14 protein-coding genes and 1 tRNA gene are annotated in these 12,419 nt (G+C 63.8%); 8 read left to right on the top strand and 7 right to left on the bottom strand.

The annotated features are described in order from the left end of the window. Nucleotides 1-351: TetR/AcrR family transcriptional regulator (locus DH10_RS06560; protein ID WP_192384505.1), on the bottom strand; the 351-nt coding region annotated here is incomplete at its 3' end. A 65-nt stretch (nt 352-416) separates the two neighbouring features. Between DH10_RS06560 and DH10_RS06555 the strand changes: the two genes are divergently transcribed. Both DH10_RS06555 and DH10_RS06550 read left to right on the top strand, forming a co-directional pair. Next, complete coding sequence (locus DH10_RS06555; RefSeq protein WP_192256906.1) at nt 417-842, top strand: VOC family protein; 426 nt, start codon at nt 417-419, stop codon at nt 840-842. Between the two features lie 101 nt (nt 843-943). Then, nucleotides 944-1,855, top strand: a complete 912-nt coding sequence (locus tag DH10_RS06550; protein ID WP_210327760.1) for an arginase family protein — start codon at nt 944-946, stop codon at nt 1,853-1,855. 2 nt (nt 1,856-1,857) lie between these two features. Here the strand turns inward: DH10_RS06550 and DH10_RS06545 are convergent, their stop codons facing one another. Further along, entirely contained in the window at nt 1,858-2,802 is a 945-nt protein-coding gene (locus DH10_RS06545; protein ID WP_192384502.1) for a S1C family serine protease, read from the bottom strand. A gap of 227 nt (nt 2,803-3,029) precedes the next feature. On the opposite strand from DH10_RS06545, the gene DH10_RS06540 reads away from it, so the two are divergent. The 3 genes from DH10_RS06540 to DH10_RS06530 all read left to right on the top strand — a co-directional run bounded on the left by DH10_RS06540 (nt 3,030) and on the right by DH10_RS06530 (nt 5,687). After that, on the top strand, nt 3,030-3,905 hold the full coding sequence (locus tag DH10_RS06540) for a S1C family serine protease (protein WP_192256908.1): 876 nt from the start codon (nt 3,030-3,032) through the stop codon (nt 3,903-3,905). 8 nt (nt 3,906-3,913) lie between these two features. Beyond that, on the top strand, nt 3,914-4,555 hold the full coding sequence (locus tag DH10_RS06535) for a helix-turn-helix transcriptional regulator (RefSeq protein ID WP_192256922.1): 642 nt from the start codon (nt 3,914-3,916) through the stop codon (nt 4,553-4,555). A gap of 265 nt (nt 4,556-4,820) precedes the next feature. Next, complete coding sequence (locus tag DH10_RS06530; RefSeq protein WP_192384500.1) at nt 4,821-5,687, top strand: SDR family oxidoreductase; 867 nt, start codon at nt 4,821-4,823, stop codon at nt 5,685-5,687. Here the strand turns inward: DH10_RS06530 and DH10_RS06525 are convergent. The 4 genes from DH10_RS06525 to DH10_RS06510 form a co-directional block, all read right to left on the bottom strand. Then, nucleotides 5,684-5,977 (bottom strand): type II toxin-antitoxin system RelE/ParE family toxin, encoded by a 294-nt coding sequence (locus DH10_RS06525; RefSeq protein ID WP_192256926.1) that lies wholly within the window; start codon nt 5,975-5,977, stop codon nt 5,684-5,686. The two genes, DH10_RS06530 and DH10_RS06525, sit on opposite strands and share 4 nt — an antisense overlap. Further along, a complete protein-coding gene (locus tag DH10_RS06520) occupies nt 5,974-6,210 on the bottom strand; it encodes a type II toxin-antitoxin system ParD family antitoxin (protein WP_192256928.1) in 237 nt (78 codons plus the stop codon). The genes DH10_RS06525 and DH10_RS06520 overlap by 4 nt, the downstream gene beginning before the upstream one ends. A 61-nt stretch (nt 6,211-6,271) precedes the next feature. Beyond that, on the bottom strand, nt 6,272-6,787 hold the full coding sequence (locus DH10_RS06515) for a TIGR00645 family protein (RefSeq protein ID WP_192256930.1): 516 nt from the start codon (nt 6,785-6,787) through the stop codon (nt 6,272-6,274). A gap of 362 nt (nt 6,788-7,149) precedes the next feature. Further along, nucleotides 7,150-9,564 (bottom strand): OmpA family protein, encoded by a 2,415-nt coding sequence (locus tag DH10_RS06510; RefSeq protein ID WP_246811502.1) that lies wholly within the window; start codon nt 9,562-9,564, stop codon nt 7,150-7,152. A 243-nt stretch (nt 9,565-9,807) separates the two neighbouring features. Here DH10_RS06510 and DH10_RS06505 point away from each other — a divergent pair, with 243 nt between their 5' ends. After that, nucleotides 9,808-10,254, top strand: a complete 447-nt coding sequence (locus DH10_RS06505; RefSeq protein WP_192256934.1) for a YcgN family cysteine cluster protein — start codon at nt 9,808-9,810, stop codon at nt 10,252-10,254. A 263-nt stretch (nt 10,255-10,517) separates the two neighbouring features. Beyond that, on the top strand, nt 10,518-10,871 hold the full coding sequence (locus DH10_RS06500) for a hypothetical protein (protein WP_192256936.1): 354 nt from the start codon (nt 10,518-10,520) through the stop codon (nt 10,869-10,871). A gap of 208 nt (nt 10,872-11,079) precedes the next feature. On the opposite strand, the gene DH10_RS06495 is transcribed toward DH10_RS06500, so the two are convergent. Continuing rightward, a complete protein-coding gene (locus tag DH10_RS06495; RefSeq protein ID WP_192384498.1) occupies nt 11,080-11,790 on the bottom strand; it encodes an SIMPL domain-containing protein in 711 nt (236 codons plus the stop codon). A gap of 218 nt (nt 11,791-12,008) precedes the next feature. Between DH10_RS06495 and DH10_RS06490 the strand changes: the two genes are divergently transcribed. Further along, nucleotides 12,009-12,084 (top strand) — tRNA-Ile (locus DH10_RS06490). The last annotated feature ends 335 nt before the right edge of the window (nt 12,085-12,419 follow it).

Below are 12,419 nucleotides of genomic sequence, written 5' to 3'. Positions count from 1 at the left end.
TCCATCGAGCAGCAAGAGCCGCGTGCGGCCGGGCGCGCGCATCGCCGCGAGATAGGCGTCGGAGCCGGCGATCAAGGCATCGCGGGCGGATGACGAGGGCGCTGAGGCATGATCGATCTCGGCCGCGACCGTCGCCGCCTCCTGCTCGACGACGGCGGCGAACAGCGCCTGCTTGTCGGCAAAATGATGATAGAGCGCCCCGCGCGTCACGCCGGCGGTCGCGACGATCTCCGGCGTGCCGGTCTCCGCATAGGATTTCTCCGTGAACAATCTTCGAGCCGCGCGGATCAGATCGGCGCGCGTCGCCTCGGTGCGATCGCGGTTGGAGCGGCGCGGGGAGTCCTGTTGCATACATGCAGCCTGTATGTTATTCAGCTTGCATACAGACTGTATGTTATTGAGCGGGAGAAGGAAAGGTGAAGACGACGAGCTATTATCCGGTGCTGATGACGGACGATGTCGCCGGCACGGCGGACTTCTACGTCAAGCATTTTCGCTTCGAGCCGCTGTTTGCGAGCGACTGGTATGTGCATCTGCGCTCCAGCGAGGACAGGCGGGTCAATCTAGGCATCGTCCAAGGCGACCACGAGACGATCCCGGAGGAGGGGCGGGGACGCACGTGCGGCCTGCTGATCAATTTCGAGGTCCGCAATCCTGACGCGGTTTATGAACGTATCGTGGCCGCCGGTCTGCCGGTCCTGCGCACGCTGCGCGACGAGCCCTTCGGCCAGCGTCACTTCATCACCAAGGATCCGAACGGCGTGCTGATCGACGTCATCAAGCCGATCCCGCCGAGCCAGGAGTTCCTGGCGCAATATGCAGAAGGCGCGGCGGGAGCCTGAGCTTCGCGCTGGCAGCAGATGTCGGCATTGGCTCCAGTCGTCTGGCCCGAGCCCTCCGCAGCGATCTATGCTGGAGAGAGTGTTGAACCGGATTCTGCCGCATGCGCGACATTCGCCTTATTCGTGCGCCTTCCAATCTCGGTTTGCGACCCTTGCGGCCGCGCCATGTGCCCGGCACCTGGCGCGGACCAGAGGCTCTGACCAAGGCCGGCCTGGTCGAAGCCTTGGCGCCAGTCGCCGTCGTCGATCTCGAGCGGCCGGTCTATAGCGCCGAACCGGAGCCCGGCACCCGGCTGCGCAACGGGCATGCGATCCGCCGCTTCAATCTCGAACTGGCGGATGTTGTCGCCAAGGCGATCGGGCGAGGCGAATGGCCGCTGGTCATCGGCGGCGATTGCTCGGTGCTGCTCGGCGCATTGGCGGCTGCGAGGCGATTGGGTCCCGTCGCGCTGGTGCATGTCGACGGCCACAGCGACTTCCGCCATCCCGGCAACTACGATGCCAATGCCGCGCTCGGTTCCGCCGCCGGCATGGATCTGGCCCTGGCCACCGGGCGTGGCGAGGCGCTGCTCACCGAATGGCCGGGCGTTGCCGGTGCGCTCGTCGCGGAGGCGGCGGTGGTGCAGATCGGCGAGCGCAACAGCCGCGATCCCGACTTTGCCTGGGCCGACATCAACGCGACCGAGATCACGCGCATCGATGTCTTCGCGGCCCGGGAAATGGGCGCGGTAGGAGTGTTGGAGGAGACAAGGGCGGCCTTGGCGCGTGCCAATCGTCCCTACTGGCTGCATCTCGATGTCGACGTGCTCGACCAGACGGTGATGCCGGCCGTGGATTCGCCCGGCAGTCCCGGCATCGATCCCGACGATCTCGTCGCCATCCTGTCGCCATTGGCGGCGGACCGGCGCTGCATCGGCATGGACATGACGATCTTCGACCCGGACCTCGACCCGACCGGCGAACTGGCAAGGGTGCTGGTATCGCTGCTCGGCCGGATCGTCAGGCCAGGATAAGCTCAGCTCCTGGCCACCGGCGTCACCACCACCTGGCTGACGCCTGTGCGGCGCACGACGGTGCAGAGCGTCTCGCGGCCGATGCGTTCAGCATCCAGCATGCGCACGAGATCGTCGACGCCGGTGACGGGCCGGCCATCGATGGCGGCGATGATGTCGCCTTCCTTCAGGCCGGCCTTCGCGGCGGGACCGTTCCTCTCGATGCTGCGCAGGCGCACTGCCGTGTTCGTGGTTACCTGCGACAAGAGTGCCGCACGGCGCGGCAGGTTGGTCGTATCGGCAGAGACGCCGATGAAGGCGCGGCGCACACGGCCGAAGCGGATGATCTCGGAAATGACGAAGTTGGCGGTGTTGGAAGCGACTGCGAAGGCGATGCCTTGCGCGCCGTGGATCATGGCCGTGTTGACGCCGATCACCTCGCCGGCCGACGACACCAGCGGCCCGCCGGAATTGCCGGGGTTGAGCGCTGCATCCGTCTGGATGACGTCGTCGATCAGCCGGCCGGTCGAGGCGCGCATCGAACGACCGAGCGCGGAGACGACGCCGGCGGTGACCGTCCATTCGAAACCCAGCGGATTGCCGATGGCGATCGCGATCTGGCCGCGCCTGAGGCGCTTGGAATCGCCGAGTGGCGCGACATCGGCAAAGCTGCCGTCGGCGCGCACCAGCGCGATGTCGGTATCGGGATCGCGGCCAAGCACGCGGCCCTCGCGCGCCGCGCCGTCGGGCATCGTGACACGTACGGCGCGCGCGTCACCGACGACGTGGAAGTTGGTGACGACCAGCCCGTCCTGGGCGATGACGAAGCCGGAGCCATGACCGCCGGAGCCAACGCGCTCGATGCGGCACACGGCCGGTCCGATGCGATCGACGGCATCGGCGACCGTCGCAGAGTAGGCGTCGAGCATGGCGTCATCGGATTGGAGTTTTTCGGCGGCGAAGGCCATGGGTGGGGCTCCGTGTCATTCAGCATAGCGATGCATTTTCTTCTAGGCGTGCCGTTGTCCCAAAACCGCGCGGCACTTTCGGGCGACACGCACTATATGTGCGGAGCGGCTGCAATTGCCGCGACCTGACCACATGGCCAGTCCGGCCGCCGACTAGCCGTCAGGCGAGTACCCGCGGCGGCGTCATGGCGCGATATCTGGGTCACGGAACCCAGGAGACGATCGATATGAGCGACTTCAACCTCAGTGCCTTTTCCGACGCCATTGCCGACGTCGCGGCGACCGCCGCGCCGGCTTTGGCGAGCTTTGCCACGCATCACCACCGCACGGCGAGCGCCTTCCATTGGCGCGACGGCTTCTTTGTCGCCGCCGAGGAAGCGGTCGAGGCCGGCGAGGAGATCGAGCTGACGCTGGCCTCGGGCGAAACCGTGAAGGCCGAACTTGTCGGCCGCGATCCTTCGACGGGCGTTGCCCTGCTGAAGCCAGCGTCCGCCGCTGCCGGTTTGCCGCAACTGGCTCTGGCCGCCGCCGTGCGCCCTGGCCATGTTGCGATTGCCGTCGGCAGCAGCGAAGGGGCTGCACTGGCGGTGTTCGGCAGCGTTGGCGAGGTCGGGCCTGCCTGGCGCTCGATGCGCGGCGGCACGATCGACCGGCGCATCAACCTCGCCATCAACACCGGCGGCCGCTTCGAGGGCGGTCCGGTGCTCGATGCCAAGGGTGGCCTGATCGGCATGCTGCTGTTCGGGCCGCGCCGGCGGGCACTCGTCATGCCTTACGAGACGATCGAGCGCGCGGTGGCGACGCTGCGCGAGAAAGGCCATGTCGCGCGCGGCTATCTCGGCGCCGGGCTGCATCCGATCCGCAACGGCGACACACATGGCGCCATGGTGATGAGCCTCGACGACAGCGGCCCGGCAAAGGCCGCCGGCCTGCATGTCGGCGACATCATCGTCGCCTGGAACGGCGAAGCCGTGCACGGGCCGCGCGAGCTGATCCGCAAGCTCGGGCCAGACAGCGCCGGCACGGCCGTGACGCTCGGGGTCTTGAGCGGCGGCGCGCAGCGCGACGTCTCGATCACCATCGGCGAGAAGCCGCTGAGCTGAGAGGGTCCATGGCAACCAGCGCAGCGCAGACGATCGCGAGACCGGAGCCGGCGACCCACAGGCTGACGGTGCTGATTGCGCTCGGCGACGCTGAGCGCGCCGAGCAACTGGCAGACGCGCTTGCGGCGAGCGACGATCTGCTGCCGGTGCTTGCCGGAAGCAGCATGGGTCAAACGGCGGATGTCGCCTTGGTCGACGAGGCTGCCTTGGAAAGCCGGGCCGTGAGTTCCGCAACGCCATGCGTGCTGCTCTCGCGGCGCGCCGGCTACGAACGGTCGGCCGGCAATGTGTTTGCGACGCTGCCTGCCTCCGCCGACAGCCTGCTGATTGCCGCCGCTTTGCGGTTGGCGGCGTCCGGCTATCGCATCAGCAGGGCAGGGCCGTCAGAGGCACATGGCGATTTCCACGGCGAACTTTCCGAGGACGAGGCGCCCGACGACAACCAGGTCCGCGCGGCGTTGTCGCCGCGCGAGGCGGAAGTGCTGGCGCTGCTGGCGGAAGGCGCGCCCAACAAGGTGATCGCCCGGCGGCTCAACATTTCCGTCCATACGGCGAAATTCCACGTCGCCGCGATCCTGATCAAGCTCGGCGCCGCCAACCGCACCGACGCCATCGCCACAGCGATGCGACAGGGACTGGTGCTGGTCTAGGGTCTCTTGATATTCAGGTGATGCCGGCCTGCGAATGGCGGCTTCCTGCGTTTCCGGTGCTCACGTACTTCAAGTACGCTCCGCTCCGGTTCTCGGAAGCCACCATTCTCGATTCGGCCTGACCTGAATCTCAAGAGACCCTGATCCGGCTTCGCCATGGTTTCCTACACTACGCAACGTAACCGCTTCGCGCGCTTTGGGCTCTTGCGTCGTGCTCTTCTGCCGCGCAAAGGTTCGCGCATGTAGTGCTGGAAGAGAGGCGAGAATGTCGCTCAGAGGAAAGACGTTGTTCATCTCGGGCGGATCGCGCGGTATCGGACTCGCGATCGCGCTGCGCGCGGCGCGCGACGGCGCCAATGTGACGATCGCGGCCAAGACGGCCGAGCCGCATCCGAAGCTGCCCGGCACGATCTATACCGCGGCCGAGGAGATCGAGCAGGCCGGCGGCAAGGCGCTGCCGGTGCTCTGCGACATCCGCGACGAGGCTCAGGTCGCCGATGCGGTGGCCAAGACCGTGGAACGGTTCGGCGGCATCGACATCTGCGTCAACAATGCCAGCGCCATCCAGCTCACCGGCACGCTGGAGACCGACATGAAGCGCTACGACCTGATGCACCAGATCAACACCCGCGGCACGTTCCTGGTGTCCAAAATGTGCGTTCCGCACCTGAAGTTGGCCAAGAATCCTCACATCCTGAATCTGGCGCCACCGCTCGACATGAAGGCCAAGTGGTTCAAGAACCATGTCGCCTACACCATGGCCAAGTTCGGTATGTCGATGTGCACGCTTGGCATGAGCGCCGAATTCGCTGGAGCCGGCATCGCCGTCAATTCGCTGTGGCCGATCTCGACCATCGACACGGCAGCGGTGCGCAATCTTCTGGGCGGCGCAACGGTCGCGGCGATGAGCCGCTCGCCCGACATCATGGCCGACGCCGCGCACGCGATCTTCCTGCGCCCGTCGCGCGAAGCGACCGGCAATTTCTACATCGACGAGGAGGTGCTGCGCGCTGAAGGCGTCACGGACTTTTCGATCTATGCGCCCGGCGCCAAGGGGCCGCTGGCAGGCGACTTCTTCGTGCCGGACGAAGTGTTCGCCAATTCAGAAACGAAGGTAACGCGAACGTTCTAAAGGTGTCTGGAATGGTCCATTTGTTGATGCAAAATACGCACAACATCAATGGATTGCTCATTCATCCGCAGATACACCACGTGAGAGCCGACAGCAAATTTCAGCAGGCCTGGTCGGACGTCCGAGGCGTTTCGCGCTATCGCCGGAAACTGCTCGATCAGGGTAAGCACAGAGTGGATCGAGCGGACGTAAGCCTCGGCCCGCCCTGCTCCCCATTGGCTCAGTGAATAATTCCAGATGCCGTCAAAGTCTGCTTTCGCCTTTGGGGAAAATCGGACTTCTCGTGTCATCCACGTTTCTTCGACTTAAGGAAAGCCTCGATGTCGAATGGTTCGGGAATGCCAGACATATCCCCCTCGTCGATAGCGGCACGGAGCTGCTCAAGCTTCAGTTCCTGCTCCTCGAGGAGGCGAAGGCCTGCACGGACGGCTTCACTTGCAGAGCCGAAGCGACCCTTCTCCATCTGCCGCCGGATGAAAGCATCATACTGATCGCCAAGGGTAACGGAGGTGTTCTTAGGCATGTCGCATCTCCAATACCAATAGATGGTATCAGGGCATGGTCAAGCTGACAAGGCCAGGCGATTATTCCTCAGCTTTCTTGCCCTTTGCCAGCGCCATTACCCGGTCGATATAGGCAAGCATCAATGCCGAAAGCACGAAGGCCAGATGCATGACGGTCAGCCACATCAGCTGATCCGTCGTGTAGGAAGCATGGTTGAGGAACACTTGCAAAAGGTGGATAGAGGAGATCGCGACGATGGTCGAGGCGACCTTGACCTTCAGCGATCCGACGTCGATCGTGCCGAGCCAATGGACCTCGCCGTCCTGCTCGTCGAAGCGGCTGACGAAATTCTCGTAGCCCGAGATGATCACCATCACGACCAGCGAAGCCACAAGGGCCGCGTCGATCAGGCCGAGCATCTTGAGGATCGTGTCGGTGTCGCCGAGCGTGAAGGCGCTCATGACGAACTCGTAGAGCTTCTTGCCGAAGGAGAGCGCGTAAGTCGCGAGCGCCAGGCCGAGCCCCAGATAGAAGGCGACCAGCAGCCAACGCGAGGCGAGGATGACGGATTCGATGGCAAGTTCGAGACGCTTCATGAGATGTTCCGGGGCGGTTTCGCTCTGATTACTTGTCTTACGCAATTCCGGACGGAAAACCGCTGCGCACTTTCCTGGAATTGCTCTCTGGGGTTCGGCCGTATTTCGGGCATGTAGACTCTGTTTTCAAGACAAAAAGCCCCGCCGGAGAGGGGCGCCGGCGGGGCTCATGTGTCCCGCTGGAGTCGGGACAGGGCAGGGAACGCCCTGACTGGAATCTGGGTGCCGCAATGCGGCGATTCAATGAGCGCGGCGGGACAAATGGGACAATTCTTCTTGAATTTTCAAAGGCAGGCCCGTCCGGATCCGGACGGGCCTCGTCTTCTTGCTCTGATTCCGAAAACCGGGTCAGGATTTTGAAATCATTGCTCGTTGTTGCTCGCCACCGGCGCCACCAGCGAGGTGATACGGCGGATGGCGACACGGCGGTTCTCGCGGTTCGGGCCAGACGTATTCACCTTGAGATATTCCTCGCCATAGCCCTGGGTCGTCAGGTTCTCGGCCGGGATGCCGAAAGCGTTGGTGAGCGCTTCGGCGACCGCCTCGGCGCGCCGATCCGACAGTGCGAGGTTGGCCTCAGGCGTACCGACGGCGTCGGTATGACCCTCGATCAGGAAGGTTTCCGCCGGGTTCTTCTTCAGAAGCTTTTCCATGGCGGTGGCCACCCCTTCGAGCTTCTGTACTTCGGTGTCGGAGAGCGTGGCCGAGCCGAAATCGAAGTTCAGCGTGTCGAGATCGATGCGGCGGGCTATGTCGCGCACGCGGGCCGAGCGCTTGACCTCATCGATCGAGTAGAGGCGCTGCACTCTCTCCACCGGCGGCTGCTCGAGGAAGGTGTAGTACTCGTCCGGGTCCTCGACTTCCTCCGAATCCAGGATGTAGTCCCGACGCGGGATGTCGAGACGCATCGGCGGCAGGTCGTCGCCGGGATCGCGCCACTCGTCGACATCGTTGTAGTAGCGCTCGTCGACATAGCTCAGCACATATTCGTGGCCATCCGGCATGATGCGCGATCGCCTGATGACGTCGCCATTGCGGTTGCGGATGGTGACGATCTGGATGCCGTTGTCGCGCTCGACGATTTCGCGGGTGCGGTCGCCCGAAAGATCCTCGTAGTAGACATCCCTGGCGCCGCGTGTGATGCGAGGAGCCTCGTTGCTTTCCACGAACGTCTGGTTGTTGAACTGGAGGATCACGCGGTCGCCGAGTTGCTTCACCACGTCCGCGCCCTGCGGCCGGCGGCGCTCGCGGACAACCTGCTCGGGCGTAAGCTCGATCCGCTTGCCTTTTTCCTCGGTGGCAGGAACGATCCTTTCAGGCTGGATCGCCTGCTGCGCCGTCTTGTCGTCGGTGGGCGGCGGGCCCTGATTGACGGGAGCCTGCTTCTCTGCCTGCTGGCCACCTTGCTGCACGGCTTGGTTGCCGCCTTGCTCGACCTGACCATTCTCGTTCTGGCCGGCCGGCTGGCGACCCTTGTGCCTGCGCAAGACATCCTTCTGGCTGTCGAGGATGGGTGCCTCGTTCGGGTTGGCAGGCGCTTCGCGCTGCGCGGCATTGCCGCCAGTAGCGGGCTGATTGTTATTGGCCGGCTGTTCGCCCGTGGCAGGCTGCTGCTGCCCCGTTTCGGGCTGCTCCGTCAGCGGTTTCTTAGCCTGCCTCTTGTTCTGGTTCGAAGGCTGTTCCTCTTGAGTCGGCGCCTGCTCGGTCTCGGCAGGTGCCTGCTCGGTTCCGGGAACCGGCAACGGCTTGAGCTTGCGAGAGCCCTGACCAGCGGGCGCCTGTTCGGCAGGGGTTTGGCCTTGCTCGGCAGGTTGCTGAGCCTGCTTCCGTTTCTTCCCGGGCTGGTTGTCATTTGCCGGCTGTTCTGACGGCTGTTCCGCAGGCGCGGTTTCCTGCTGCTGATTGAGCTTCTTCTTGCGCAGCTGTTGCTGTTGGTCCGGAGCGACCTGTTCGGCCGGAGCCGTCTCGCTCTGCTGCTGCTGATTGAGCTTCTTCTTGCGCAGCTGTTGCTGTTGGTCCGGAGCGACCTGTTCGGCCGGAGCCGTCTCGCTCTGCTGCTGCTGATTGAGCTTCTTCTTGCGCAGCTGTTGCTGTTGGTCCGGAGCGACCTGTTCGGCCGGAGCCGTCTCGCTCTGCTGCTGCCGTTGCTGCTGGTCGGGGGCGACCTGCTCGGCCGGAGCCGATTCGGTCTGCTGCTGCTGATTGAGCTTCTTCTTGCGCAGTTGCTGCTGCTGGTCGGGGGCGACCTGCTCGGCCGGAGCCGATTCGGTCTGCTGCTGCTGATTGAGCTTCCTCTTGCGCAGTTGCTGCTGCTGGTCGGGGGCGACCTGCTCGGCCGGCTGCTCAGCCGGCGCCGATTCGGTCTGGTTGCGCTTCTTCTTGCGCGGCTGCTGCTCGTCGGTTGCGGGCTGCCCACCCTGATCGGCGGGAGCTGCCTCGATCTGCTGCTGCTGGTCGCGTTTCTTGCGCGGCTTGAGCTGTTGCTCGGCCGGTGCTTCCTGCGCCTGGCCGGTGTCCATCTGCTGCTGGTCCTGCCGCTTCCGGCGCGGCTTCTGCTCGGGCTCGGCGGACTGTTCGGCCGGGGCCGATTCCGTCTGCTGTTGCTGTTCGCGCTTCTTTTTCTTCGGCTGCTCAGCTTCCCCTTGCTGGCCGCCTTGCGCACATTCCTCTGCCGATTGGCCTTCGGCGCAGTCCGACTGCGCCAGGATAAGCGGCACTCCCCGCGAGGTGCCGAAATCGGCCTGCAGCGGATACGCGCCCAACGGCGCGGATGCCATAAGCAGGCCGATTGCCGTACCCGCCAGAATCCGTGGTTGGCGTTTCATATCGATTTTCTCCTACTGGGGTCCCATCCCTGCCCAAACTTTCATCAACCGCAATTGGTTCCGTCGGGCATTGGTGCCAGCCAAGGATGCTCGGCCGGCCTTTTGAAGGCAATTTCGTGTTTTTCTAATGTTGATACTGGGTCGCTATGACAGTAGCGCTTGACCGGAAGGCCCCGGAGCGCCAAATCCAGCCCCATGACCGCACCGTTCTGGAAAACCAAGACGCTCGAGGCGATGACCCCGGCCGAGTGGGAATCACTCTGTGACGGCTGCGGCAAATGCTGCCTGTCCAAGCTCGAGGACGAGGATACCGGCGAAATCTACTGGACGAGCGTCGGCTGCCGGCTGTTCGATGCCGAAAAATGCCTCTGCTCGGACTATGCCAACCGGCTGTCGCGCGTGCCCGATTGCGTCGGTCTGACGCCGCAGAACGTGCGCACCATCACCTGGCTGCCCAAGACCTGCGCCTATCGGCTGGTGGCCGAGGGACACGATCTCTATTGGTGGCACAGGCTGGTTTCGGGAAGTGCCGAGACCGTGCATGAGGCCGGAATTTCGATCCGCGGCCGGGTGAAGGCCAAGGAAACCGACCTGGCCGAGCCAGACGACTATTTTGACTATATACTTGACGACGAACCTTGATGGGCTCGCGCCTGACGACGAACCCCGAGGGGTTCGCGTCTAAGACGAATCCTGAGGGGAACCGGGCGCGGCCGTGGCGCGTTTCCGGCTCCGGATTTTGAATGAGCGGAGGTGGCGGACGCGCCAGGATTTTTGCCCTTCCTTCCATGAACCGGACATGAACGGCCGGTTCGCACAAAGTTCAGACACGAAAAGGCATTTTGTGATCATTGGTTCGCCAATCATCAGTTCAGGGCGAGAGGCCCACAACAAGGAGAGAGACGATGTTCAATCAGATCAAGGCGGCGGCCCTTTCGGCCCTTGTCGGGCTTGGCACGCTGGGTGCCGTCCCGGCGCATGCGGACAGCCTCTATCTCGGCTTCGGCAACAACCACGATCCGCGTTTCGGCGTCTATACCGGCGATGATGACGATGGATATTACCGCCGCGATCGCGACTGGCGCCGCCGCGGCTGCTCGCCGGACCGCGCGCTCGACAAGGCCGAACGCATGGGCCTGCATCGCGTCCGCATCGTCGACATCAGCCGGCGAACGGTGAAGGTGGCCGGCCGCCAGTATGGCGACCGCGTGGTGGTGGTCTTCGCCAACGAGCGCGGCTGCCCGATCATCTATCGCTGAGGGCGAAATCGCCAGGACCGTCGATCCCTCGCGAGGATCGACTACAAGCAAGGTCTTCTGCGACGACGACGGAAGGACGATCCTCTCCGAGGATCGCCTATAAGTGGGCCCCTTCAGCTGGCCTGAAGCGCGCGGCTCGAAAAAAACCCCGGAGGATCGGTCCTCCGGGGTTTTTGTTTGTGCCCGATGACGAAAGCGGGCGGGTTGGCTATTTCAGCTCGAACGTGACGGTCACCTGGACAGAGTAGGAATTCTCGCCGGCCTGCACCGGCACGGCGGCGCGGGCGGCATCGAAGGCCTTGGCGTTCATCGGCATCGGCACCGGCGCGACGTTCTGGTCGGTGATCTCGATCACCCTGCCGAGGCTGACGCCGGCGGCCTCGGCGAGCGTCTTGGCCTTGGCGATCGCGTCGGCAACCGCCTTCTTGCGGGCCTCGACGATGGTGGCTTTCGGATCGTCATTGGTGAAGGCGATGCCGCCGCCCTGGTTGACGCCGAGCGACACCGCCTTGTCGAGGACGTCGCCGGTCTTGTCGACGTCGCGCACGCGCACCGACAGCGTGTTCGTCACCTGGTAAGCGACGAGCTCGGCTTCCTGGCTGCCGTCCGCCTTGTTGGTGTAATTGTAGCGCGGGTTGATCTGGATGCCGGCCGTCTGCAGGTCGCGATCGGCGATGCCGGCCGATTTCATCGCTGCGATCACCGCCGCCATGGCGTCGTTGTTGGCATCGAGCGCGGCGCGCGCGGTCTTGGCCTCGCGCATGACGCTGAGTGTCAGGATCGCCATGTCCGGCGCCATTGTCGCTTCGCCTTCGCCCGAGACGACAATGCGCGGAGGCGGCGGTGTGTCGGCAGCGCTTGCCAGCGCCGGAAACGCGATCGCTGCCGCGAGCGCGACAGGCAAAAGATGTTTGGTCATGAAAACTCCTCGAGATCTGCGGTCCGGTATGCTGCCGCCTCTGCCCGACACGTAAAAAGCGTCGATTCCCGGCGGAGCGGGCAGCCTCGGACCTGTTGCGCGCCTTATGGGCGCGCACGCCGCTGTACGGAGCGAATATGGGCTGATTTTGGCGTTTGCCGCCAGTGCCTTCGAAAGCCTTGTGCCGCAGAGCGAAAAACACTAAGCCAGCCCGCGTGGGGCCTGTAGCTCAATGGTTAGAGCCGGCGGCTCATAACCGCTTGGTTGGGGGTTCGAGTCCCTCCGGGCCCACCAAAATTCCCATCTAAGTTACTGATTTTATTTATTTATTTTTTCTTTGCCCACGCCATGGACTCGAACCCCTCATAAAATCAAATCTGATTGTGTTCGAGAACGATTTCGGCGCCTGCAGCGAAGTTGATCTTTGAGTCGTTCCGGATCACTGGATTGGACGTGTGGTATGCCCGACTTGGCCCATAGTTGACCTGCGCCAGCCGCATGAGGGCGGCGGCTTTGCGCCGCATGCACGGCTATAGAGGTCAACTTTGCCGCTTCCTGAAAGCCGACATCGCCGGCAGCGACGCTGTACGTCGAAGTTGCGCCACTGAACGAACCCGCTCGCGCGGGAG

Source organism: Mesorhizobium silamurunense, from assembly GCF_014843825.1.
Taxonomy (GTDB): Bacteria; Pseudomonadota; Alphaproteobacteria; order Rhizobiales; family Rhizobiaceae; genus Mesorhizobium; species Mesorhizobium silamurunense.
Note: the sequence above shows the minus strand (reverse complement) of the source record. Positions and strands in the feature narration are given on the sequence as shown.